At 69.3% G+C, this 23,472-nt stretch carries 21 protein-coding genes; 12 read left to right on the forward strand and 9 right to left on the reverse strand.

Features of this window, described 5'->3' with window-relative positions:
* The first annotated feature begins 180 nt into the window (after window positions 1-180).
* The 6 genes from ACLJQ7_RS31785 to ACLJQ7_RS31810 all read left to right on the forward strand — a co-directional run bounded on the left by ACLJQ7_RS31785 (window position 181) and on the right by ACLJQ7_RS31810 (window position 8,391).
* A complete protein-coding gene (locus tag ACLJQ7_RS31785; RefSeq protein ID WP_410651837.1) occupies window positions 181-2,061 on the forward strand; it encodes a methylmalonyl-CoA mutase family protein in 1,881 nt (626 codons plus the stop codon).
* The gene (gene scpA / locus ACLJQ7_RS31790) at window positions 2,061-4,280 is read left to right on the forward strand and encodes a methylmalonyl-CoA mutase (RefSeq protein ID WP_410651838.1); all 2,220 of its coding nucleotides are present in this window, start codon (window positions 2,061-2,063) and stop codon (window positions 4,278-4,280) included. The genes ACLJQ7_RS31785 and scpA overlap by 1 nt, the downstream gene beginning before the upstream one ends.
* 137 nt (window positions 4,281-4,417) lie before the next feature.
* Entirely contained in the window at window positions 4,418-5,416 is a 999-nt protein-coding gene (meaB, locus tag ACLJQ7_RS31795; RefSeq protein ID WP_410651839.1) for a methylmalonyl Co-A mutase-associated GTPase MeaB, read from the forward strand.
* A 57-nt stretch (window positions 5,417-5,473) separates the two neighbouring features.
* The gene (locus tag ACLJQ7_RS31800; RefSeq protein WP_410651840.1) at window positions 5,474-5,782 is read left to right on the forward strand and encodes a hypothetical protein; all 309 of its coding nucleotides are present in this window, start codon (window positions 5,474-5,476) and stop codon (window positions 5,780-5,782) included.
* 238 nt (window positions 5,783-6,020) lie between these two features.
* Window positions 6,021-7,319 (forward strand): amidohydrolase, encoded by a 1,299-nt coding sequence (locus ACLJQ7_RS31805; protein ID WP_410651841.1) that lies wholly within the window; start codon window positions 6,021-6,023, stop codon window positions 7,317-7,319.
* Window positions 7,320-7,497: 178 nt separating this feature from the next.
* Window positions 7,498-8,391: an endonuclease domain-containing protein gene (locus ACLJQ7_RS31810; RefSeq protein ID WP_410651842.1), complete on the forward strand. Its 894-nt coding sequence runs from the start codon at window positions 7,498-7,500 to the stop codon at window positions 8,389-8,391.
* A 149-nt stretch (window positions 8,392-8,540) separates the two neighbouring features.
* Here the strand turns inward: ACLJQ7_RS31810 and ACLJQ7_RS31815 are convergent, their stop codons facing one another.
* Window positions 8,541-8,993 carry a gamma-glutamylcyclotransferase gene (locus ACLJQ7_RS31815; RefSeq protein ID WP_192746686.1) on the reverse strand — a complete coding sequence of 151 codons (453 nt, stop codon included), beginning with the start codon at window positions 8,991-8,993 and terminating at the stop codon, window positions 8,541-8,543.
* Window positions 8,994-9,120: 127 nt separating this feature from the next.
* On the opposite strand from ACLJQ7_RS31815, the gene ACLJQ7_RS31820 reads away from it, so the two are divergent.
* The 3 genes from ACLJQ7_RS31820 (at window position 9,121) to ACLJQ7_RS31830 (ending at window position 11,691) form a co-directional block, all read left to right on the forward strand.
* On the forward strand, window positions 9,121-10,524 hold the full coding sequence (locus ACLJQ7_RS31820) for an NAD(P)H-quinone dehydrogenase (RefSeq protein ID WP_410651843.1): 1,404 nt from the start codon (window positions 9,121-9,123) through the stop codon (window positions 10,522-10,524).
* Between the two features lie 83 nt (window positions 10,525-10,607).
* Window positions 10,608-11,069, forward strand: coding sequence for a hypothetical protein (locus ACLJQ7_RS31825; protein WP_410652020.1), 462 nt, complete (start codon window positions 10,608-10,610; stop codon window positions 11,067-11,069).
* Between the two features lie 22 nt (window positions 11,070-11,091).
* Window positions 11,092-11,691 carry a class F sortase gene (locus ACLJQ7_RS31830; RefSeq protein ID WP_410651844.1) on the forward strand — a complete coding sequence of 200 codons (600 nt, stop codon included), beginning with the start codon at window positions 11,092-11,094 and terminating at the stop codon, window positions 11,689-11,691.
* A gap of 58 nt (window positions 11,692-11,749) precedes the next feature.
* Here ACLJQ7_RS31830 and glpK read toward each other — a convergent pair whose 3' ends face one another.
* Window positions 11,750-13,261, reverse strand: coding sequence for a glycerol kinase GlpK (gene glpK / locus ACLJQ7_RS31835; protein ID WP_410651845.1), 1,512 nt, complete (start codon window positions 13,259-13,261; stop codon window positions 11,750-11,752).
* 187 nt (window positions 13,262-13,448) lie between these two features.
* Window positions 13,449-14,204 (reverse strand): MIP/aquaporin family protein, encoded by a 756-nt coding sequence (locus tag ACLJQ7_RS31840; RefSeq protein ID WP_410651846.1) that lies wholly within the window; start codon window positions 14,202-14,204, stop codon window positions 13,449-13,451.
* Window positions 14,205-14,438: 234 nt separating this feature from the next.
* Between ACLJQ7_RS31840 and ACLJQ7_RS31845 the strand changes: the two genes are divergently transcribed.
* Together ACLJQ7_RS31845 and ACLJQ7_RS31850 are read left to right on the forward strand one after the other, a co-directional pair.
* Complete coding sequence (locus tag ACLJQ7_RS31845) at window positions 14,439-16,178, forward strand: glycerol-3-phosphate dehydrogenase/oxidase (protein WP_410651847.1); 1,740 nt, start codon at window positions 14,439-14,441, stop codon at window positions 16,176-16,178.
* A 95-nt stretch (window positions 16,179-16,273) separates the two neighbouring features.
* Window positions 16,274-17,737: an aldehyde dehydrogenase family protein gene (locus tag ACLJQ7_RS31850; RefSeq protein ID WP_410651848.1), complete on the forward strand. Its 1,464-nt coding sequence runs from the start codon at window positions 16,274-16,276 to the stop codon at window positions 17,735-17,737.
* A gap of 78 nt (window positions 17,738-17,815) precedes the next feature.
* On the opposite strand, the gene ACLJQ7_RS31855 is transcribed toward ACLJQ7_RS31850, so the two are convergent.
* From ACLJQ7_RS31855 to ACLJQ7_RS31880, 6 genes are all read right to left on the reverse strand, one after another.
* Window positions 17,816-18,346 (reverse strand): GNAT family N-acetyltransferase, encoded by a 531-nt coding sequence (locus tag ACLJQ7_RS31855; protein WP_410651849.1) that lies wholly within the window; start codon window positions 18,344-18,346, stop codon window positions 17,816-17,818.
* 55 nt (window positions 18,347-18,401) lie between these two features.
* Window positions 18,402-19,445, reverse strand: coding sequence for a hypothetical protein (locus tag ACLJQ7_RS31860; protein ID WP_410651850.1), 1,044 nt, complete (start codon window positions 19,443-19,445; stop codon window positions 18,402-18,404).
* Between the two features lie 48 nt (window positions 19,446-19,493).
* Complete coding sequence (locus ACLJQ7_RS31865; RefSeq protein ID WP_125680425.1) at window positions 19,494-19,868, reverse strand: DUF1707 domain-containing protein; 375 nt, start codon at window positions 19,866-19,868, stop codon at window positions 19,494-19,496.
* Between the two features lie 41 nt (window positions 19,869-19,909).
* On the reverse strand, window positions 19,910-20,365 hold the full coding sequence (locus ACLJQ7_RS31870; RefSeq protein ID WP_410651851.1) for a DUF1707 domain-containing protein: 456 nt from the start codon (window positions 20,363-20,365) through the stop codon (window positions 19,910-19,912).
* Between the two features lie 127 nt (window positions 20,366-20,492).
* Window positions 20,493-22,280, reverse strand: a complete 1,788-nt coding sequence (locus ACLJQ7_RS31875) for an acetyl/propionyl/methylcrotonyl-CoA carboxylase subunit alpha (protein ID WP_410651852.1) — start codon at window positions 22,278-22,280, stop codon at window positions 20,493-20,495.
* 108 nt (window positions 22,281-22,388) lie between these two features.
* The gene (locus ACLJQ7_RS31880) at window positions 22,389-22,673 is read right to left on the reverse strand and encodes an SAV_915 family protein (RefSeq protein WP_410651853.1); all 285 of its coding nucleotides are present in this window, start codon (window positions 22,671-22,673) and stop codon (window positions 22,389-22,391) included.
* Window positions 22,674-22,756: 83 nt separating this feature from the next.
* On the opposite strand from ACLJQ7_RS31880, the gene ACLJQ7_RS31885 reads away from it, so the two are divergent.
* Window positions 22,757-23,440 carry a hypothetical protein gene (locus tag ACLJQ7_RS31885; protein WP_410652021.1) on the forward strand — a complete coding sequence of 228 codons (684 nt, stop codon included), beginning with the start codon at window positions 22,757-22,759 and terminating at the stop codon, window positions 23,438-23,440.
* Window positions 23,441-23,472 lie beyond the last annotated feature (32 nt).

Below are 23,472 nucleotides of genomic sequence, written 5' to 3' on the forward strand. Positions count from 1 at the left end.
ATGCCCGTGTGAGGGACCCATGCGACGTGCCCTGTCGGAATGAACGGACCACTGGGGCACATGCCGTCGGCCCGCGGATCGTTTCCGGCTGTGGACCCCGGTGATCGTCACGCGCGGCCCGCCCCCGGCGCGACTAGCGTCACAGGTAACGCCACTTGAGGGCCGTTAGCATCGATGGTTATGACGGAAGTGGCCGAGACGGAGTCAGTGCCGACCCGCGGCGAGCCCGACGCGCCCGAGGAGCTGAAGCTCGCGGCCGAGTTCCCGGAAGCGAGCCGGGACCAGTGGCGGGAACTCGTGGCCGGTGTGCTGCGCAAGAGCGGCGCCATCGACGAATCCTTCGACGGCCTGCCCGAAAGCAAACTCGTCACCCGGACGTATGACGGCTTGGAGATCCAGCCGCTCTACACCGCCGAAGACGCCGTCGAGGGGACAGGTTTCCCCGGTCTCCCGCCGTTCGTGAGAAACGCCCGGCCCGAAGGCGCCGTGACGACCGGCTGGGACATCCGTGCCCGGTACGCGCGCCGTGACGCGAAGGCCACGAACGCCGCGATCCTCGCCGACCTCGAAGGCGGCGTCAGCTCCATCTGGCTGCGTGCCGGCGCGCACGGCGTCCCCGTCACCGATCTGGGTGACGCGCTGAACGAGGTCTACGTCGACCTCGCGCCTGTCACCCTCGACGCGGGCGACGAGTACGAATCCGCCGCGAACGAGTTGTTCGCCCTTTTCGCCGAACGCGAGATCCCGGCGAGCGCGGTCACCGCGACCCTCGGCGCCGACCCGATCGGGTCGGCCGCGCGCACCGGTTCGGCGCAGCCGCTCGCCCCCGCCGCGGAACTGGCGGCGCGGGTCGCCGTCAGTCACCCGAAGGTGCGGACGATCGTCGCCGACGGCCTGCCGTTCCACGAGGCCGGCGGCTCGGACGCGCAGGAACTCGGCGCGACCATCGCCGCGGGTGTCGCGTACCTGCGGGCGCTCACCGAAGCGGGGCTGGACGTCGACACCGCGGCCGGGCAGATCGAGTTCCGGCTCGCCGCCACGGCCGACCAGTTCCTCACGATCGCCAAATTCCGCGCCGCGCGGCGCTTGTGGGCCCGGGTCACCGAAGTGTCCGGCGGCAAGGCTTCGGGCATGCGGCAGCACGCGGTCACCTCGCCCGCGATGCTGACCCAGCGTGACCCGTGGGTGAACATGCTGCGGACCACGCTCGCCTGCTTCGGCGCCGGGGTCGGCGGCGCGGACGCGATCACCGTGCTCCCGTTCGACGCCGCGATCGGCCAGCCGGACGCGTTCTCCGCGCGGATCGCGCGCAACACGCACGCCGTGCTGCTGGAGGAGTCCAAACTGGCCGGTGTCATCGACCCGGCCGGCGGCTCCTGGTACGTCGAGAACCTCACCGAAGACCTGGCCAAGGCCGCGTGGCGCGAGTTCACCGCCATCGAGGCGGCGGGCGGGATCGAGGCCGAACTGGCTTCCGGTGCGCTCGCCGCGCGACTCGCCGAGACCTGGGAGAAGCGGTCGAAGCGGCTCGCGACCCGGCGAGATCCGATCACCGGCGTCAGTGAATTCCCCAACCTGACCGAGAAAACCGTCATCCGCGACGCCGTCGATGACCTGCCGGGCGGCGGCCTGCCCCGGCACCGGTACGCCGAAGCGTTCGAGACCCTGCGGGACCGGGCGGACGCGCATCCGAGCCGCCCCCGCGTCTTCCTCGCCACGCTCGGCCCGGTCGCGGCGCATACCGCGCGGGCGAGTTTCGCGGTGAACCTGTTCCAGGCGGGCGGAATCGAGGCCGTGAACCCCGGCGCCCCCAAGGACATCGACGGCGTCATCGCCGAATTCCGGGCCAGCGGAACGAAGATCGCCTGCCTCTGTGGCAGCAACACTTCCTACGCGGAGGAAGCCGACAGCGTCGCGAAGGCGTTGAAGGAAGCGGGCGCCACGTCGGTGCTTCTCGCCGGAAAGCCCGGCGACCACCCGGATGTCACAGGCTACCTCTACACCGGCTGCGACGCCCTGGAAATCCTGACCGGCACGTTGACCGAGCTCGGAGTGCAGTGATGACCATCCCGAACTTCGCCGGAATCGAGCTGGGCGGCCCCGACCCCGCCAACCGTCCTCAGTGGACCGAAGCACTGCACGCCGCCACCGGCAAGGGCCCCGACGCGCTCGCGTGGGAGACACCGGAAGGCATCGGCGTCAAGCCGGTCTACACCGCCGGCGATCTGTCCGGTGTGGACTTCCTCGGGACGTATCCGGGTGTCGCGCCGTATCTGCGCGGCCCGTACCCGACGATGTACGTCAACCAGCCGTGGACCATCCGCCAGTACGCGGGTTTCTCCACCGCCGAGGAATCGAACGCCTTCTATCGCCGCAACCTCGCCGCCGGGCAGAAGGGTCTCTCGGTCGCCTTCGACCTCGCGACACACCGCGGTTACGACTCCGACCACCCGCGCGTCGCCGGTGACGTCGGCATGGCGGGCGTCGCGATCGACTCGATCTACGACATGCGCCAGCTCTTCGACGGCATCCCGCTCGACAAGATGAGCGTTTCGATGACCATGAACGGCGCCGTCCTGCCGGTGCTCGCGCTGTACGTCGTCGCGGCCGAGGAACAGGGGGTCACGCCGGACAAACTGGCCGGGACCATCCAGAACGACATCCTCAAGGAGTTCATGGTCCGCAACACCTACATCTACCCGCCGCAGCCGTCGATGCGGATCATCTCGGACATCTTCTCGTTCACCTCGCGGAACATGCCGAAGTACAACTCGATCTCCATCTCCGGCTACCACATGCAGGAGGCCGGGGCGACCGCCGACCTGGAGCTGGCGTACACGCTCGCGGACGGCGTCGAGTACATCCGTGCCGGGGTCGAGGCCGGGCTGGACGTCGACAAGTTCGCGCCGCGCTTGTCCTTCTTCTGGGCGATCGGGATGAACTTCTTCATGGAGGTCGCGAAGCTCCGCGCGGCACGACTCCTCTGGGCGAAGCTGGTGAAGGGCTTCGAGCCCAAGAGTTCGAAGTCTTTGAGCCTGCGGACTCACTCTCAGACCTCCGGCTGGTCGCTGACCGCCCAGGACGTCTACAACAATGTCGTCCGCACCTGTGTCGAGGCGATGGCGGCGACCCAGGGGCACACGCAGTCCTTGCACACCAACGCCCTCGACGAGGCGCTGGCGTTGCCGACCGACTTCTCCGCGCGCATCGCGCGGAACACGCAGCTGTTGCTGCAGCAGGAATCCGGCACCACGCGCGTGATCGACCCGTGGGGCGGCAGCGCGTTCGTCGAGAAGCTGACCTACGACCTCGCGCGCAAGGCGTGGGGCCACATCACCGAGGTCGAGCAGGCGGGCGGGATGGCGAAGGCGATCGACGCCGGTATCCCGAAGCTGCGCATCGAGGAGGCCGCGGCGCGGACGCAGGCGCGGATCGACTCCGGCCGCCAGCCGGTGATCGGTGTGAACAAGTACCAGGTCGCCAGCGGGGACCCAGCCGAGCAGATCGAAGTGCTCAAAATCGACAACGCCGGCGTGCGCGCGCAGCAGCTGGAGAAACTGCGGCGGCTGCGCGAAGAGCGGGACGAGGACGCGACTCAGGACGCGTTGCGGCGGCTGACGGCGGGCGCCCGGTCCGACGGCAACCTGCTCGCGCTCGCCATCGACGCCGCCAGGGCGAAGGCCACCGTCGGCGAGATCTCCGACTCGCTGGAGAAGATCTGGGGGCGCCACTCCGGCCAGATTCGTACCATCTTCGGTGTGTACCGCGAGGAGGTCGGCAAGGCCGAGAACGTCGAGCAGGCGCGCGAGCTGGTCGAGAAGTTCGCCGAGGAAGAGGGCCGCCGTCCCCGGATCCTGGTCGCGAAGATGGGCCAGGACGGCCACGACCGAGGTCAGAAGGTGATCGCGACCGGCTTCGCCGACATCGGTTTCGACGTCGACGTCGGCCCGCTGTTCTCCACCCCCGGCGAGGTCGCGCGGCAGGCGATCGAGGCCGACGTGCACGTCATCGGCGTCTCGTCGCTGGCGGCCGGGCACCTTTCGCTGGTTCCCGCGCTGCGCGCCGAGCTCGCCGAGCAGGGCCGTGAGGACATCATCGTCGTGGTCGGCGGCGTCATCCCGCCGCAGGACTACGAGGAGTTGCGCGCGGCGGGCGCGGCGGCGATCTTCGGTCCCGGCACGGTGATCGCCGAAGCGGCGATCGACCTCATCGGACAGCTGACCGCCCAGGAAGCCGTCGGCGGAGCTGAGACCGAACCGGCGAACGGGCACAACGCGTGAACCCGCCCGGCCGAGGGCCCCGCTATCGCGGTGGCAGGGCGCTCTTCTTCGCCGTCGTGACGGGCTCGCGCGGGTTGCGCCCTGCCGACTCGATCGCGGACGCGGGTGCACGAACCGAAATTCAGGAGTCCTGAACCTTGCCGCGCAAGATCGACGTCGGGGCACTCGCCAAAGGTGTCCTCGCGGGTGACCGCGGCCTGCTGTCGCGGGCGATCACGCTCGTCGAGTCCAACCGGGAGGATCACCGGGCGCAGGCGCAGGAACTGCTGGTCGAGCTGCTCCCGCACGCGGGCGGCGCGCGGCGCGTCGGCATCACGGGCGTTCCCGGTGTCGGCAAGTCGACTTTCATCGACCAGCTGGGCATGGATCTGACCGAGGCCGGGCACAAGGTCGCCGTGCTGGCCGTCGACCCGTCGTCGACGCGGACCGGCGGCTCGATCCTGGGCGACAAGACCCGGATGGCCCGCCTCGCGGTGGACCCGAAGGCGTTCATCCGCCCTTCGCCGACTTCGGGCACGCTCGGCGGCGTCGCGCGGGCGACCCGCGAGACCATCGTGCTGATGGAAGCGGCCGGATACGACATCGTGCTGGTCGAAACCGTCGGTGTCGGACAGTCCGAGGTGACCGTGGCGAACATGGTCGACCACTTCCTGTTCCTGACCCTGGCCCGCACCGGCGACCAGTTGCAGGGCATCAAGAAGGGCGTCCTCGAACTGGCGGACGTCATCGCGGTCAACAAGGCCGACGGCGACCACGCGCGCGACGCGAAACGCGCGGCCCGCGAACTGGCAGGCGCGCTGCGGATGATCTACGGACGGGACGCCGAGTGGACGCCCCCGGTGCTGACCTGCAGCGCGCTCACCGACGTCGGCCTCGACGACGTGTGGGCCGAAATCGGCCGTCACCGCGACGTTTTGACCGCTTCGGGTGAACTGGACGGACGGCGACGGCGGCAGCAGGTGGAGTGGACCTGGTCGATGGTCCGGGAACAGCTCCTCGGACGGCTCGCTTCGCATCCGGACGTGCGAGCGGTCGTTCCGGACGTCGAACGGGCGGTCCGGGACGGTGAACTGACCCCGACGCTGGCCGCGCAACGGATTCTGGAGGCGTTCTCCGGTCCTCCGCGTGGCGGCTGACGCGGGAACGCGGCAGAGTGCAGAATCGGGTTCGCGCCACGCCGTCGAAAGGGAGTCATGCCGAAAAGGTCTCGTCTCGGGCAGCTTGCCGGACTCGTCGCCGCCGGGCTGGTCGTCTGTGCGCCGGTCGCGCAGGCTGCGCCGTTTTCGGAGATCCAGGCGCCCGCGCCGGTGATCGCGCAGGCAGCGGCGGTGCACGAGGTGCCGTCGCAGGCGCCCCCGGGGCCGGTGCTCGACCCCGCCGAGACCGACAAGGCCAACAGCCAGGAGACCAAACGGAAGATCATCGCGGGCGTCGCCGCGGCCATCTTGCTCGGTCTGGTGATCCTCGGCAGGCGTGCCCGTTCCAAGAAAAAGAAGTCCTGAACCGCGACCGGTAAGTAGAAGGACTCTCCGCTTAGCCCGGGCCGAACTCTCGCAGCCGTTCATCGCAGATCCACTACCGGCCATCTCCGGCTCGATCACTCGACGAGCGGCTTGTCATCTGCATGGTGCACGATCTATCGCAAATGCGTATCACAGATCGAACGGCACCCAGCGTGCCTTCAGCGACCACTCGTACGGTGGTAGACGAAGGTGACTGTGTCGCGGGAGGAGGTGCGGCGTGACGTTGCTCGATTCACGTCCGGACATTCCAGGCGACCCCGAGGGTCGCGTCGTTGCCCCGATAGAGGCGCCCGCCGCGCTGATCTCCGAGGCCGGCGTCAGCATGGCACCTGTGCATGACCTCGGCGCCGGACGCGGCCCCTTCTGGCTCGACGACTGGCTCCGCGCGAACGCCACCGACGTCGTCGCGTGGCGTCGTCACATCCACGCGCACCCGGAGCTCTCCCGCCACGAGTTCGCCACGACCGAAATGGTCATGTCCCTGCTCCGCTCGGTCGGGCTCAAGCCATGGGTGCTCCCCACGGGCACCGGCGTGGTCTGCGACATCGGCAGCGGCGACCGCTGCGTCGCACTGCGCGCCGACATGGACGCCCTGCCGCTGACCGAGGCCACCGGGCTCCCGTACGCCTCCAAGACCGACGGCGCCGCGCACATGTGCGGACACGACGCGCACACCGCGATCCTGCTGGGCGCGGCGCGGGCACTGGCCGGCGCGCCGGAGCTGCCCGGCCGCGTGCGGCTGATCTTCCAGCCCGCCGAGGAGGTCATGCCCGGCGGCGCGCTGGACATGATCGCCGCGGGAGCGATGGAAGGCGTCGAGCGGATCTACGGGCTGCACTGCGACCCGCGGCTCGAAGTCGGCAAGGTCGGTCTGCGCGAAGGCGCGCTGACCTCGGCCGCCGACCTCATCGAGCTGCGGCTCACCTCGCCGGGCGGGCACACCTCGCGGCCGCACCTGACCGCGGACCTGGTGCACGCGCTGGGCACCGTGATCACGTCGCTGCCCGCGGTGCTCTCGCGGCGCGTCGACCCGCGATCCGGGACCGTGCTGGTCTGGGGCGCGGTGCACGCCGGGCAGGCCGCCAACGCGGTCCCGCAGGACGGGGTGCTGCGCGGCACGCTCCGCACGGCGGACCACGACGTCTGGACGATGCTGGAGCCGCTCGTCGCGTCTTCGGTGGAGTCGCTGCTCGCGCCGACCGGGGTCGGGTTCTCCCTCGACTACCGCCGCGGCGTGCCGCCGGTCGTCTCCGATCCGGAGTCGCACGCGCTGATGCGGGCCGGTGTCGAGGCCGCGCTGGGCGAGGCCGCCGTGGCCGGGACCGAGCAGTCGTCCGGTGGCGAGGACTTCGGGTGGTACCTGGAGCACGTCCAAGGCGCCTTCGCGCGCCTCGGCGTGTGGCCCGGTGAAGGCCCGATGGCCGACATCCACCGCCCGACCTTCGTCCTCGACGAGCGTTCGCTCCTGTGCGGAGTCCGCACGCTGGTCCACACGGCCCTGGCCACCCTGGCCTGATGTCCAGCCAGTCACGCGTGTCGTCCGTCTGATCACGCGCGTCGTCCACCTGGTCACAGGTGTTCGCCACTTCCGGTGTCGAACACCTGTCCACAGGGTTATCCACAGATATGAAGTTATCCACAGGTGTGGATGAGGGCCCTTTCCCAAGGCTGGAAAACCAACGATCCTCGAAGGCATGATCGATTGGGGAGGACGACATGGGGCGGTCTCGCGTCGTGAGGCCGACAAGGTCTTAGGGCGTCGGCTGGTCCTTGAAGGACTGGCCAACGGTGTCCTCACGCAGCCATGGCGGGGCGTGGTCGTTCATGCCGCGGATTCGCTCAAACTGACCACCCGGGCTCAGGCCGCTCTGCTCGTGGTGGGGCAGCCTGCGGCACTGTCCGGAGCTACAGCCCTTGCGCTACATGGGATTTCGGCCGTGGACGACACGAGTATCCACGTGACGGTGCCCTTCGCGCGGCGGATCAAGTCGAAGCCCAGGCTGATCGTCCATCAGGCCGATTTCCAGCCCTCAGATGTTGTCGAGCTCGACGGGCTCGGCACGTTTTCGTTGGATCTGGCGCTGGCGGGTTTCCTCTGCGATGGGGACAAGCGAACCGCGTTCGCCGCACTGGACGAGGCGATGCGCGGGCTTGCGCCGGACCACGTCCGAACCCTGCGTGCGAACGTTCGGGACAGAGTTGTGGACCGCCGCGACCGGCGAGGTATCCACAGGGCCCTCATGTTGCTCGATCTGGCGACCGGTAAGGCGGACTCCCCGCCGGAAAGCATCGTCCGGTTGATCGTCGTCGAGGCAGGGTTCCCGATACCGGAGGTGCAGTACGAGATCACCACGATCGACGGCCGGACGCTGTACGTACTCGATATGGCGTGGCCGTCGCGGAGAATCGCCCTCGAGTACGACGGCTTCGCGTCTCACGAGGGGCGCCACGACTACGACTCCGAGCGAGACTCGCGGATGGCTGGACGGGGTTGGATCACCATCCGAGTGTCGGCGGCCGACCTACGTGAACCTCGACGTTTCTTGGCCGAGCTGTCCAGGGCGTTCGAAAGGCGCGGAGTCGCGTGATCAGATGGACGACACGTGTGATCAGACGGACGACGCGCGTGATCAGCCGGACGCCGCGTGTGATCAGACGGACGACGCGCGTGATCAGACGGACGACGCGCGTGATCAGACGGACGACACGTGTGATCAGACGGACGACACTCGCGGGATCAGCCGGAGATGCCTTGGCAGGGACGGGTGCGGAGGGCGTCGACGTAGTCGGCGGGGGCACCGGCGGCCTCGGCCGCGTCGGCCAGGACGCCGAGGTAGCGCGCGGACGGGAGGCCGCCCTCGTAGGCGTCCAGGACGTACAGCCACGCCAGCACGGAGCCGTCCATGGTCTGCACGCGGAGCCGGATCTTGGAGTGAATGCCCAGCTCGCCGCCTTCCCAGCGGTCGAGGTTGGGTTCGTCCAAAGAGGTGACGTCGTACAGCACCACGAAGACCCGGGAGGCCGGGTCTTCGACGATGGTCGCCAGCGCGCCTTCCCAGCCGAGGTCTTCGCCCCCGAAGGTCAGCCGCCAGCCCTCCAGCCAGCCGGTGCCGGCCATGGGCGAGTGGGGAGCGCGCTCCAACATCTGGGAGGGCTCCATATTGGATCCATACGCGGCATACAACGGCACGGCGACAGCCTAGCGACCCGCCGGTCACCCGGCTGGACGTACATGCCGTGTCCGGCCACTCAATCCGCCCAACGGTCGCCCGCGTACGGTAAACGCAGTCACAGACACCGCTGCGAGGAGGAGACCAGTGACCAAGATCGTGATCATGGGCGGAGGCCCCGCCGGTTACGAAGCGGCACTGGTCGCGGCCCAGCACGGAGCCGATGTCACCATCGTCGAGCGCGACGGTCTCGGCGGCGCGTGCGTGCTCTACGACTGTGTCCCGTCGAAGACGTTCATCGCCTCCTCCGGCGCGCTCGCGAACATGCACGACCTCCGTGAGCTCGGCATCAACACCGACATGGCCGACACCAGCGTCGACCTGCCGACCGTCCACGGCCGGGTCAAGGGCCTCGCGCTCGCCCAGTCCGCCGACATCCGCGCCCGCGTTCAGCGCGAGGGCGTCCGCGTCGTCATCGGCCAGGCCCGCTTCGACGACGAAGAGGCCGGGCTCGCCGCGCACAAGGTCGCCGTCACCGCCCACGACGGCTCGACCGAGGTGCTCGACGCCGACGTCGTCCTCATCTCGACCGGTGCCACCCCGCGGGTGCTGCCCGGCGCCGTGCCGGACGGCGAGCGCATCCTCGACTGGCGCCAGCTCTACGACCTGCGCGAGCTGCCCGAGCACCTGGCCGTCATCGGTTCGGGTGTCACCGGCGCCGAATTCGCCTCGGCCTACACCGAGATGGGTGTCAAGGTCACCGTCGTGTCCAGCCGCGACCGCGTGCTCCCGCACGAGGACGCCGACGCCGCCGCCGTGCTCGAAGAGGTCTTCTCCCAGCGCGGCACCACGGTCGTCAAGCAGGCCCGCGCCGACAAGGTCGAGCGCACCGAAAAGGGCGTCGAGATCCACCTCTCCGACGGCCGCGTGATCGAAGCCAGCCACGCGCTGATGACCGTCGGTTCGGTGCCCAACACCACCGACATCGGCCTGGAGAAGGTCGGCATCGAGCCCGGCCCCGGCGGTTTCATCGGCGTCGACCGCGTTTCCCGCACCAGCGCGCCCGGCATCTACGCCGCGGGCGACTGCACCGGGGTGCTGATGCTCGCTTCCGTGGCCAGCATGCAGGGCCGCATCGCGATGTGGCACGCGCTCGGCGAGGGTGTCGCGCCGATCAAACTCAAGACCGTCGCCGCCAACGTGTTCACCCACCCCGAGATCGCGACCGTCGGCATCAGCCAGCAGGCGATCGACTCGGGTGAGGTGCCCGCCCGCACCATCATGCTCCCGCTCGCGACGAACGCCCGCGCGAAGATGGAAGGCCTGCGACGCGGTTTCGTGAAGCTGTTCTGCCGCCCCGCCACCGGTGTGGTCGTCGGTGGGGTGGTCGTGGCGCCGACGGCGAGCGAACTCATCCTTCCCATCGCGCTCGCCGTCCAGAACCAGCTCACAGTGGAACATCTGGCACTGACATTTTCGGTGTACCCGTCGCTGTCGGGATCGATCACCGAGGCAGGCCGCCAGTTGATGCGCCACGACGACTTGGACTGATCGTCTCCGGCGAAGCAACCCTCGCGGGGCCGCTCGCGTCTAGCGCGTGTCGGTGTTTCGTTGACAGCTAGGGGTTTTCCGTGATTCGCAGGGTTCTCGCCGGAGTGGTGGCGATCGGTGCGGCGGTGCTGGCGGGATCGTCGCCCGGTTTCGCTCAGCAACCCGAGGCGGATCCCGGTGTCACGGTGCAGCTCAACGACGACACCGCCTACGAACTCGGGCTGGTCGACAAGTACGTGCACGGCGACTCCAACGTGGCCCTCGCGCGCTGCCCCGGCGGCGACGGGCTGAAGGCGCCGGCGTCGACGACGTTCTCTTCGCCGGTGCTGAGCGTCGGGAAGTACGACTACGGCCCGCTCGTCGGAGTCCCGGCGAACGTCAGCGCCGACGTCGAGCTCAACGAGGGCACGGCGCCCGGCCGTTACCCGCTGACCGTCAATTGCAACGGAAAGTCTTATACGGCAACGTTCACCGTTCCTCCCCGTCAGGTGAGCGCGGTGCCTTCCGGCGCCGCTCAGGCCGGCGACGGCAGCATGGCCTTCTGACCGCTTCCCGAAAGGGGTGAGCATGAAGGTGCGATGGGCACCGTTGGTGCTCGCGGTGGTTCTGGCGGCAGGCTTGACGGTCGTCCTGTCCGGACCGGACGAGGTCGCTCCGCCGCGAGCCCTCGAGCAGGCCGCGGAGGCAGTCATCCGCGGACTGCCGAAAGCCGCTCCGGTGTCGATCGACGTGCCGAAGATCGAGGCGAAGTCCAGCCTGATCCCGCTGGGCCTCAACGCGGACGACACCATCGAGGTACCGCCGGTGACCCGGCCGATGCAGGCGGGCTGGTACGTGCACGGGCCGGCCCCGGGGGAGCTCGGGCCGTCGGTGATCCTCGGGCACGTGGACGGGAACAAGCAGAAGGGCATCTTCTTCCGGCTGAAAGAACTGGCGCCCGGCGACCAGGTTTCGATCACCCGCGAGGACGGCGTGACGGCCGAGTTCGCGGTCACGAAGGTCGAGCGGGTGGCGAAGGACAGGTTCCCCACGGACGCCGTCTACGGCGACACCACCGAGCCGGAACTGCGGCTCATCACCTGCGGCGGGGTTTTCGACAAGGCGTCGCGCACCTATCTCGACAACGTCATCGTGTTCGCCCGGATGACCTCGTCCCATAGCGCGTGAAGGCCCTCTTCCCTCGGCTCAGCCGAGGGAAGGGGGCCTTCACGCGCAAAGCGGCGGGTCAGTCTTCGTCGACCCAGTCGAAGGTCTTCGTGACCGCCTTCTTCCAGTTCCGGTACTCGGACTCGCGGCGGGCCTCGTCCATCGACGGGTCCCACTGCTTGTCCTGCGCCCAGTTGTTGCGGATGTCGTCCTCGCTCTTCCAGAACCCCACCGCGAGACCGGCCGCGTACGCCGCGCCGAGCGCGGTGGTCTCGTTGACCACCGGCCGGATCACGGGCACGCCGAGGATGTCGGCCTGGAACTGCATGAGCAGTTCGTTGACGACCATCCCGCCGTCGACCTTCAGCGACTTCAGCGGGACACCGGAGTCGGCGTTCATCGCGTCGATCACCTCGCGCGACTGGAACGCCGTCGCCTCCAGCACCGCCCGCGAGATGTGCCCCTTGTTGACGAACCGGGTGAGGCCGACGATCGCGCCGCGGGCGTCGGAGCGCCAGTACGGCGCGAAGAGACCCGAGAACGCCGGCACGAAGTACGCGCCACCGTTGTCCTCGACGGTGCGGGCGTGCTGCTCGACCTCGGCCGCGGAGCCGATCAGGCCGAGGTTGTCCCGCAGCCACTGCACGAGCGAACCGGTGACCGCGATCGATCCTTCGAGCGCGTACACCGTGTCGTTCGAGCCGATCTTGTAGCAGACCGTGGTGAGCAGCCCGTTGTCCGACATGACCTTCTCGGTGCCGGTGTTGAGCAGCATGAAGTTGCCGGTGCCGTAGGTGTTCTTGGCTTCACCCGGCGAAAGGCACGCCTGCCCGAAAGTCGCCGCCTGCTGGTCACCGAGGATGCCCGAGATCGGGACACCGGCCAGCGCGCCCTTCTCCCGGACCTTGCCGTAGGTCTCCGAGGACGACCGGATCTCCGGGAGCATCGACAGCGGGATCGTCATCTCCCCGGCGATCTCGGCGTCCCACTCCAGTGTGTCGAGGTCCATCAGCATGGTCCGCGAGGCGTTGGTCGGGTCGGTGACGTGCACGCCGCCGTCGACCCCGCCGGTCATGTTCCACAGCACCCAGGTGTCCATGTTGCCGAAGATCAGATCCCCGGCTTCGGCCTTGGCGCGGGCGCCGTCAACGTTGTCGAGGATCCACTTGATCTTCGGTCCGGAGAAGTAGGTCGCCAGCGGCAGGCCCACCTTCTCGCGGTAGCGCTCCTGACCGCCACCGAGCGAGCCCAGGTCGGTGACGATCTTGTCGGTGCGGGTGTCCTGCCAGACGATCGCGTTGTAGACCGGCTTGCCGGTGGCGCGGTCCCAGACCAGCGTGGTCTCGCGCTGGTTGGTGATGCCGACCGCGACGATGTCGCTCGCGACCAGGTCGCCCTTGGCCAGCGCTCCCGCGGCGACGGCCCGCGTGTTCTCCCAGATCTCTTCGGCGTTGTGCTCGACCCAGCCCGCCTTCGGGAAGATCTGCTCGTGTTCCCGCTGGTCCACGGCGACCACCCGGCCGGAGTGGTCGAAGATCATGCAGCGGGTCGACGTGGTGCCCTGGTCGATTGCGGCTACGTACGAAGTCATCGAAGCTCCAGTCTGTGTGTCTGTCGGTGAACCCGCGTCCGCGATCGACGTCGGCAGGGCGCGGCCTCGCCTGCCATGTCACCATGGCGGACAAGGCGCCCTGCCACCGCGATAGCGGGGCCTTCGGCCGGGGCGGGTTCACTCGTTCGGTCCGGTTCGCGGTACATCTTCAGCTCCGCACAGTGCCTCAGGTCAGGTTGTGGACGGCGAGGAACAGCAAAGCGGCCAGGGCACCGCCGACCAGCGGGCCGGCGACCGGGATCCAGGAGTAGCCCCAGTTCGGGTTGGCCTTGTTCTTGATGGGCAGCAGGAACGCGTACGCGATGCGGGGGCCGAGGTCTCGGGCCGGGTTGATGGCGTAACCGGTCGGGCCACCGAGGGACTGGCCGATGACCAGCACGACGAACGCTACACCGGCGTAACCGAGCGCGGAGTTGCCGAACTGCGGTGTCCCGCCCTCACCCGTGGCGTTGGCGTACACCGGGCTGAGCAGGATCCACGCGACCAGTACGAAGGTGCCGATGATCTCGGTGACGAGGTTCCACGCCTTGTTCGGGATCTGCGGCGCGGTCGAGAAGATGCCGAGCGTCTCGTCACGCTGCGGGTGGTCGTCGAACTGCAGTTTGTAGGCGGCCCAGCAGAGCACGGCGCCGAGGATGGCGCCGACCATCTGCCCGGCGAAGTAGATCGGGACGTCCGCCCACTTCGTCTTGTCCGCGATGGCGAGGCCCAGTGTCACCGCGGGGTTCAGGTGCGCTCCGCTCGGCGCGGCGATGCTGGCGCCGGCGAAGACCGCGAACGCCCACCCGAGGGTGATCATCACGACGCCGCCGTTGTGGCCGTTGTTCTTGCGCAACACGTGGTTGGCGACCACGCCGTTACCCAACAGGATCAGGACCGCCGTTCCCAGCAGCTCCCAGACGAAGATGGCTCCCACACTCACCGCTTGACCTCCACTTTGGACATTCCGCGCAGGGTCGAACACGGTGTGCTACGGCGCCCTTGCCGACCCACGTCCGTGGCACGTTACCGTCGCGTATTTGTTCCTTCCAGGCGCTGCGGGAACCAATCCTTTCAAGATCGACGAGGGTTACGCCACACGTGTCACCCGCACAACGGACCGGTCGCGGCCGATCGTGCGATGCTGGAGCCACAGCGGCACAAGGAGGAATGTCACGTGGCAAGCTCTCAGCGCGAAGCCGAAAACAGCCCCGCCAGGCTGGGGCCGCTCAAGCGGGAAGAGTCTTGGCAGCGGCTGGGTGAGGACAAGTTCGACCTCGTCGTCATCGGCGGCGGAGTGGTCGGGGCGGGCACGGCGCTCGACGCCGCGACACGCGGCCTGCGGGTCGCCCTCGTCGAAGCGCGCGACCTCGCCTCGGGTACGTCGAGCCGGTCCAGCAAGCTCTTCCACGGCGGGCTCCGTTACCTCGAGCAGCTGGAATTCGGTCTGGTGCGGGAAGCCCTGCGGGAACGCGAGCTGATGCTGACGACGATCGCCCCGCATCTGGTGAAGCCGGTCAGCTTCCTTTACCCGCTGACCCACCGGGTCTGGGAGCGTCCGTACACCGCGGCCGGTCTGCTGATGTACGACACGATGGGCGGCGCGCGGTCGGTCCCCGGCCAGAAACACCTGAGCCGCGCGGGCGCGCTGCGGATGGTCCCGGCGCTGAAGCGGTCCGCGTTGATCGGCGGGATCCGTTACTACGACGCGCAAGCCGACGACGCGCGCCACACGATGACCGTCGCCCGGACCGCCGCGCACTACGGCGCCGTGGTGCGCACCTCCACCCAGGTGGTCGGTTTCCTCCGCGAGGCGGACCGGATTTCCGGGGTCCGCGTGCGCGACGTCGAGGACGGCCGCGAGACCGAGATCCACGCCTCTGCGGTGGTCAACTGCACCGGCGTGTGGACCGACGAGCTGCAGCGCCTTTCCGGTGGCCGCGGCCGGTTCCGCGTGCGGGCGAGCAAGGGCGTGCACATCGTCGTCCCGCGTGACCGGATCGTCTCGGAATCGGGGATGATCCTGCGCACCGAGAAATCGGTGCTGTTCGTCATCCCGTGGCGCAACCACTGGATCGTCGGGACGACCGACACCGACTGGAACCTCGACCTCGCGCATCCGGCCGCGACGAAGCACGACATCGACTACCTCCTCGAACACGTCAACACCGTGCTCGCGACGCCGTTGACGCACGACGACATCGAAGGCGTCTACGCGGGGCTCCGCCCTTTGCTCGCCGGGGAAAGCGAAGAGACGTCGAAGCTTTCGCGTGAGCACGCGGTCGCGCGGGTCGCGCCGGGGCTGGTCGCGATCGCGGGCGGCAAGTACACGACGTACCGGGTGATGGCGGCCGACGCCGTCGACGCCGCGGCGGTCGATCTTCCCGGCAGGCCGCAGCCGTCCATCACGGACAAGGTGCCGCTGCTGGGCGCCGACGGGTACCACGCGCTGGTGAACCAGGCCGATCACCTGGCCAGCGAGCACGGGCTGCACCCGTACCGCGTGCGCCATCTGCTCGACCGCTACGGCTCGATGGTGCACGAGGTCCTCGCGCTCGGCGAAGGACGTCCGGAGCTGCTGAAGCCGCTGGAGCACGCTCCGGACTACCTCGGTGTCGAGGTCGTCTACGCGGCCAGCCACGAGGGCGCGCTTCACCTGGAAGACGTGCTCGCGCGCCGGACGCGGATCTCGATCGAGTACGCGCACCGCGGCGTCGACTGCGCCGCGCAGGTCGCGACGCTGGTGGGCGAGGTGCTCGGCTGGTCGAAGGACGAGGAGAAACGCGAATTCGAGGTGTACAAGGCGCGGGTCGACGCGGAACGGGAGTCCCAGTCGCAGCCGAGCGACGAGGCGGCCGACGCGTTGCGCTCGGCCGCGCCGGAAGCGCGCTCGGGGATCATCGAACCGGTGAGTTGATCCCTCCTGCCGAGCGGTGTGCTGCGCGCGCAGAGATCGTTGCCTGATCGGGTGAATCTGGCATAGCGTCGGCCGTCCAGACGGAAGGCGGCCTTGTGGTGTTTCTCGACTCGTCGACGTGGACGGACCGGATCTTCGCCGGAGGTTCCTGGGTGCCCGGGACCGGTGGCATCCGTGACGTCACGGAGCCCGCGACCGGAGCGGTGCTGGGAAGCGTGGGGATCGCCTCGGTCGAAGACGCCGCGAAAGCGGCGGAAACGGCGGCCGAGGCGCAGCGGGCTTGGGCGGCGACACCGCACGTCCAGCGGGCCGCCGTCCTGCGCAAGGCGGCGCGACTGTGGTCCGAGCACGCCGACGAGATCCGCTGGTGGAACGTCCGTGAGGTCGGCGCCGTGCCGGGAGTCGCGGGCTTCTCGCTGCACGTCGCGGAGCAGGAGTGCTACGAAGCGGCGGCGCTGCCCGGCCGCCCGTACGGCGAACTCCTGCCGAGTGAAGAGCCGCGCCTTTCGATGGCGCGCCGCGTCCCGGCCGGTGTGGTCACGGTGATCTCGCCGTTCAACATGCCGATCATCCTCGGCATCCGCTCGGTCGCCCCGGCGCTCGCGCTGGGGAACGCCGTCATCCTGAAGCCGGATCCGCGCACCGCCGTCACCGGTGGCGTTGTCCTCGCGCGGATCTTCGAGGAAGCCGGGCTGCCGCCTGGGGTGCTGCAGATGCTGCCGGGCGGCGCCGACGTCGGCGAGACGCTGGTGACGCATCCGGCGGTCCGGGTCATCTCGTTCACCGGGTCGACCGGCGCCGGGCGCAAGGTCGGCGAACTCGCCGGGAAGCACCTGAAGCGGGCACATCTGGAGCTCGGCGGGAACTCCGCGCTCATCGTGCTCGACGACGCGGACGTCGACGAAGCCGCCGGGGTCGCCGCGTTCGGCTCCTTCTTCCACCAGGGCCAGATCTGCATGACCACCGGGCGGCATTTGGTGCACGAGCGGCTCTACGACGACTTCGTCGAGCGGCTGGCGGCGAAGGCGGCCGCGTTGCGGGTGGGCGACCCGGCGCGGGACGAGGTCGCGCTCGGGCCGATCATCGACGCCGGGCAACGGGACAAGATCCACGAACTGGTCACGGCCAGCGTCGCGGCGGGAGCGCGGGTCGCCGCCGGCGCCGAGTACGACCGGCTGTTCTACGCCGCGACGGTGCTCGCCGACGTGCCGCCGACGGCACCCGCGGTCGCCGAGGAGATCTTCGGCCCGGTCGCGCCGGTCGTGCGGTTCTCCGACGCGGAGGAGGCCGTCCGCCTCGCCACGGCGAGCGAATACGGGCTGTCGCTGGGGATCGTCACCCGCGATGTCCTCAAAGGACTGGAACTCGCCGACCGCGTCCCGACCGGGATCGTGCACATCAACGACCAGACGGTCAGCGACGAGGCGAACAGCCCCTTCGGCGGCGTCGCCGCTTCGGGCACCGGAAGCCGCTTCGGCGGCGCGGCGGCGAACATCGAGGCCTTCACCGAGACGCGGTGGGTGACCGTCCGGAACCCGCCGCCCACCTACCCCTTCTGACTTCCCGCGTTTCGTCCTCTGGATGCGGTAGTTCGGATCACCAACTACCGCATCCAGAGGACGAAACGCGGTAGGGGGTCAGGCCGTCCGGCGCCAGCGGATGAGGCGTTCCCCGGTCGGGGCAGGCTCCAGTTCGGGCCCGACGAGGGTGAACCCGCATTTGCGGGCGACCGAAGCGGACACCTCGTTGGTCTCTTCGTAGCGGTAGCTGACCTCGCGCAGGCCGAGGCCGCCGAAACCGAAGCGCAGCGCCGCGTTGAGCGCGGTGCTCGCGACCCCCTTGCCCCGCGACGCCGCGCGCACCCAGACCGACGCCTCCGCGTACCCGGCGTCGAAATCGAGATCCCGCAGACCGACCTCGCCCAGCAGATCCCCCGTCGTCGGCTCGGCCACCGCCCACGAACAGCGCTCGTCACCCGCCCACTGGGCGGCGCGCAGCGCGACGTACTCGGTCGCCTCGTCGAGATCCCGCAAGCGATAGTTCAGGACGTACTTACGGTGTGTCGGATCGGCGAAGGCCGCGACCAGTGCCGGACGGTCGTCGAGGGCCTTGTCCGCCCGCAGTTGCCGCAGGTAGTACTCGCCCGCGTTGATCTCCACCGGTTCCACTCTTCGAGGGTAACCAGACCGGGGTGGTCCGCACGCGGACCACCCCGGCCGGAGATCACCGCACGTAGCGCCAGACCACCGGCGTGCCGCCCTCGTCCAGCGGCTTGTCCGAGGCGATTCCCGCGATGGTCCCGTCGTCCGAGACGACGCCGCCTTGTGCCCGTCCGAAGCCCTCCGGAGTCGGCAGCGCCCCTGCCCGCTCGGTGCCCCGCCAGGTCACCGAGCGGTTCATGATCGGCTCGGGCGCGGGCTCCAGCCCGGTCGTGAGCCCGTGCGAGTTGAGCTCGACGCCGTACACGCCACCGGGCAGCGCCTCGGCCGTGGTCGGCGTGCTCCACACGAACGCCTGCGAATCCTGGATCGCCGGGTCGTAGGCGCTGCCGACGATCCGGCCGCCGTTGATGGCACTCACGCTCACCGACTCGTGTCCGGCGGGAGCCGTGACTTCGGTGAGGACGCCGTTCTTCCACACGAATCCGCCGCTGTGAATACGGCTCAGCAGGACCGTGCCGTCGTGGTCGATGTCGGTCGCCAGCAGCCCGGCCGGGAGCAGCTCGGGACCGGACGAGGTGGCGGCGGCCCGCCACAGCACCGCGCGGGTGCCGCCCGGATCGTCCTTCTTGTGAGCGTTGCCGACCACATCACCCTGGTCGTTGACGGCCACGCCGTAGACGTATGAGAACCCCGCCGGGACCGGGAGGACCCGGAACCCGTTCGCGTCGAGGACGAACGGCCTGGCCTCGCCGGTGTCGTAGTCGGACGCGTCACCCACCACCGTGCCGGACCCGTTCTGGTCCCAGGCCATCGCCCATTCGTATCCGGCCGGTACCCCGTGGACGGTCGGCACGCCGTTCTTCCAGGTGACGATCTGCGAGGTGTCGCCGATGGGGAAGGCGCCCGCGTAGCCGCCGTGCCCGTCCGCGCCGGTGACGAAGCCGCGCGAGAGTTCACTGCCCGCGGGCAAGGTCAGGAAGGTGGCCTCCCAGTGTCCTTCCGCCGCGCTCGCGGGCACGGCGCCCAGCGCGGTCATGCCGATGGTGGTCGCGGCGAGAAGGACCCCGGCGCGCACTCTGGACTTGACGATCATGTTCGTCCCCATTTCCCCAAATCTGTACTGAGGGAACGCGCGAACCGGGCTTTCGGTTGTCTAGCGGCGGCGGCTCATGATGAGCGCGACCGCCAGCGGCAGCAGGAAGACGAGGAACGTCCCGCGGGTGAAGAAGAACAGCGCGATCGCGACCGCCGCGGCGATCGGCACCGCGCTGGCCGTCAGCCATTTGGACGGCTGGACGTCGTTTTTCGCGGACGCCTGCGCGACACCGGGCATCGGAGGCAGGGGGAGCAGCGCGCTCGGGCGAGGCGAGGGCAGGTCCGTGAACAGCGGTTCGAGCTCGCTGGCCATCCTCGCCGCGCTGATCTTCGCCGACCGCGTACCGAACTCGTCGAGGTCGAGTCTGCCGGTGCGGACATGCTCCTCCAGCGCTTCGAGCGCGTCTTGGCGTTCGGCGTCGCTCAGCCGCATGTCCGGTCTCTCGGCACTCACGTCCCGAGTCTACGGGCGGATCAGCCGTCCAGCTCCCGGCGGCGCTGCTTGCCGAGCTTCTTGTGGGAGTTCTCCCAGCCCTTGCCCCAGATGCCCTCGCCGACGGCGCTGATCCCGATCGGGATGGCGATCAACCACCAGCTGGCGCCGGTGCCGATGATGAACACGATGGTGGCGATGAACAGAAGCGGCAGAAGCGCGCCCATGACGCGCTGCACCGGGGAGATGCCCGCCCACGGCGATGCCGGTTTCTCCGGTCCGGTCACGGGCGTGTCATAGCCCGGATGCGGTTCGGGCAGGTCGGCGAAGATTTCGGAAAGCTCGCCGCGGGTCTTGGCGGCGGTGACCCTGGCGGACCGTTCGCCGTATTCGTCGATGTCGACCCGGCCGACGGTCATGTGCTCGCCGAGCGCGGCCAGCGCGGACTCGCGATCCTGATCACTGATCCGCAGCCGCGGAGACGGAACCTCGCTCACCCTTTCGAGGATAGGCCGGGCGAGGCCCTGTCAACCACGACATCCGTCAGTCTTTTCGCGGCCGACCCGGTCGCGTGCCGGTCCGCCGGGGCCCGGTGAGTCCACAATGGACTCACCGGGAACGTGGTCAGTCCTTCAGTTCGAACAGCTGGGTGCCCTGTGTCACCGCGGCGCCGACCTCGACCGAAAGGCCGGTGACCGTGCCCGCCTTGTGCGCGGTGACCGGGTTCTCCATCTTCATCGCTTCGAGCACGACGACCAGCTCGCCCGCTTCGACCTGCTGGCCTTCTTCGACGGCGACCTTGACGATGGTGCCCTGCATCGGCGCGGTGACCGCGTCGCCGCTCACCGCCGCCTTGGTGCCGCCCGCTCGCTTGCGCGGCTTGGCCTTCACGGCCGTCCCGCCGCCACCGGCGTCGAGCGAGAAACCGCCGGGGAGCGACACTTCGAGTCGGCGGCCGCCGACCTCGACGACGACGTTCTGCCGCGGCTCTTCCTCGGTCTCGGCGGCTTCCGGTGCCACGAACGGCTCGATGGTGTTTTCGAACTCGGTCTCGATCCAGCGGGTGTGCACGCTGAACCCGTTCTCGTCGCCGACGAAGGCCGGGTCTTCCACGATCACCCGGTGGAACGGCAGAACCGTCGCCATCCCGTCGGCGACCATCTCGGCCAGCGCGCGGCGGCTGCGCTCGAGCGCGTTCTGCCGGTCCGAGCCGGTGACGATCAGCTTCGCGAGCATCGAGTCGAACTGGCCGCCGATCACGCTGCCGGACTCGACACCCGAGTCGACGCGGACGCCGGGGCCGCTCGGCGCGACGAACCTGGTCACGGTGCCGGGCGCGGGCAGGAAGCCGCGGCCGGCGTCCTCACCGTTGATGCGGAACTCGATCGAGTGGCCGCGCGGTTCCGGGTCCTCGGTGATGCGCAGCTTCTCGCCGCGCGCGATGCGGAACATCTCGCGCACGAGGTCGAGGCCCGTGGTCTCCTCGGACACCGGGTGCTCGACCTGCAGACGCGTGTTGACCTCGAGGAACGAAATCGTGCCGTCGACGGCGACGAGGTACTCGACGGTCCCGGCGCCGTAGTAGCCGGCTTCCTTGCAGATCGCCTTCGCGGACTCGTGGATGCGCTTGCGCTGCTCGTCGGTCAGGTACGGCGCGGGCGCCTCCTCGACCAGCTTCTGGTGGCGGCGCTGCAGCGAACAGTCACGCGTGCCGACGACGATGGCGTTGCCGTGCTGGTCGGCGAGGACCTGTGCCTCGACGTGGCGCGGCTTGTCGAGGTAGCGCTCGACGAAGCATTCGCCGCGGCCGAAGGCGGAAATCGCCTCGCGCGTCGCGGATTCGAAGAGCTCCGGGATCTCCTCGCGGGTGCGGGCGACCTTCAGCCCGCGGCCGCCGCCGCCGAACGCCGCCTTGATCGCGACCGGCAGGCCGTGCTCGTCGGCGAAGGCGACGATCTCGTCCGCGTTCGCCGCGGGGTCCTTCGTACCGGGCACGAGCGGGGCTCCGGCGCGCAGCGCGATGTGGCGCGCGGTGACCTTGTCGCCGAGGTCGCGGATGGCCTGCGGGCTCGGCCCGATCCAGGTCAGCCCGGCGTCGATCACGGCCTGGGCGAAGTCCGCGTTCTCGGAGAGGAACCCGTAGCCGGGGTGAACCGAGTCCGCGCCCGACCGCTTGGCGGCGTCGAGCAGCTTGTCGAAGACGAGGTAGCTCTCGGCCGCGGTGGTGCCGCCGAGGGCGAAAGCCTCGTCCGCGAGGCGGACGTGGGGTGCGTCGCGATCAGGGTCGGCGTAGACGGCCACGCTGGTCAGCCCGGCGTCCTTCGCCGCCCTGATCACCCGTACCGCGATCTCCCCGCGGTTCGCGATCAGGATCTTGGTCACCGGACCACCTTTGCCGGCCTGCTCGGTCACGCCGTACCTCCTGCGTTCGTACGTCGGGCCGCCCCGATGCGGCTCCGCAGCAGTTTACGGAAATTCCCGCCCCGATTAGTGAGAGCAAGGCCACCCAGTGACCTTTGTTTATACCAGCGCCGAGCGGTGCCGCAGTTCTTCCGGAAGGTCGGAATCGAGCACGATCAGGTCGTACGGCTGGGCCTGGTGGACCCGGCCGAGGTGCTCGGATTTGACCAGTGCCCACGGCTGATGCGGACCACAGCACTCGACCAGTCGCTGCACGGAACTGAAGGCGATCAGCGCCATCCGGCCGTCCTTGGTCGGGCGGAGTTCGATCTCCGCGCTCGTGTAGTCCTTCGGCTTTTTCGCCGTCGGGAGGAACAGTGCGCTGGGCAGTCCGGGATTCGTCACGGGAACAACATAGACGTGCACTCTGCGCTAGATCACTTACGCTCTCGGATATGCGGACTCAGGAAGCGCGGGCGCCGCGATCGGTGCTGCTCACCGCGCTGCTGGCGGTGGTGGTGACGGCGGGCGTGATCGTGGCCGTGGTCCTGCTCCGCCCCGCCGCTCCCGTGCCCGCCGGTGAGCCCGGCGTACCTCCGGTGTCCGACGGCGCCCCGAACGCGCCCGGCGTCGACTGCGGCGACTCCGCCTGCCGGGAGATCAGTGCGATGACCGTCGGCGGGCTGCCGGTCGTGCTGCTGGCCGACGACTCGGGGAGGCAGGGTGTGGTCCGGATCGGGGCGGACACCGTGTACCCGCTGATCGTCAACGACATGGGGGCCACCCTGAAGGGTGATTCTCTGCGCTGCTTCGACGGGGTGACGCCGGTGTGCCTGGTGCGTGGCGAGGTGGGCGGTGGCTCGGCGGGCGAGTTGTTCGTCGCGCGCGGCGGGATCTGGCGGGACACCGGGAAGCCGTACTTCTCCGACGCCGGGACGATCGCCCTTAACGATGTGACCGCCGACGGGATCGCGGACGTCATCGTCGTGCGGCACGAGTGCCCCGGCGCGCAGACCGGCTCGGCGCGATGCCAGGCGGCGCCGGTGCTCGCGGAGGTTTACGACGTCGCCCGCGGTTCGGTGGGCTGTACGCGCCGGTACACCGCGCCCTCGGAGCTCAGGGGGTGGCCGGAGGTACGGCTGGCGAAGGCGGATCTGCGGGCCTGCCCCTGAGGGGGAGCAAGGGACCTTTGCTCTCGTTTCTC

Origin of the sequence: Amycolatopsis sp. cmx-4-54 (assembly GCF_046548895.1) — a bacterium.
GTDB lineage: Bacteria > Actinomycetota > Actinomycetes > Mycobacteriales > Pseudonocardiaceae > Amycolatopsis.

What these genes read in the sequence shown, in the direction of transcription:
- ACLJQ7_RS31785 (WP_410651837.1), top strand. Translation starts at nt 181, where the DNA reads ATGACGGAAGTGGCCGAGACGGAGTCAGTGCCGACCCGCGGCGAGCCC.
- scpA (WP_410651838.1), top strand. Translation starts at nt 2,061, where the DNA reads ATGACCATCCCGAACTTCGCCGGAATCGAGCTGGGCGGCCCCGACCCC.
- ACLJQ7_RS31800 (WP_410651840.1), top strand. Translation starts at nt 5,474, where the DNA reads ATGCCGAAAAGGTCTCGTCTCGGGCAGCTTGCCGGACTCGTCGCCGCC.
- ACLJQ7_RS31810 (WP_410651842.1), top strand. Translation starts at nt 7,498, where the DNA reads ATGATCGATTGGGGAGGACGACATGGGGCGGTCTCGCGTCGTGAGGCC.
- ACLJQ7_RS31830 (WP_410651844.1), top strand. Translation starts at nt 11,092, where the DNA reads ATGAAGGTGCGATGGGCACCGTTGGTGCTCGCGGTGGTTCTGGCGGCA.
- glpK (WP_410651845.1), bottom strand. Translation starts at nt 13,261, where the DNA reads ATGACTTCGTACGTAGCCGCAATCGACCAGGGCACCACGTCGACCCGC.
- ACLJQ7_RS31860 (WP_410651850.1), bottom strand. Translation starts at nt 19,445, where the DNA reads ATGGGGACGAACATGATCGTCAAGTCCAGAGTGCGCGCCGGGGTCCTT.
- ACLJQ7_RS31865 (WP_125680425.1), bottom strand. Translation starts at nt 19,868, where the DNA reads ATGCGGCTGAGCGACGCCGAACGCCAAGACGCGCTCGAAGCGCTGGAG.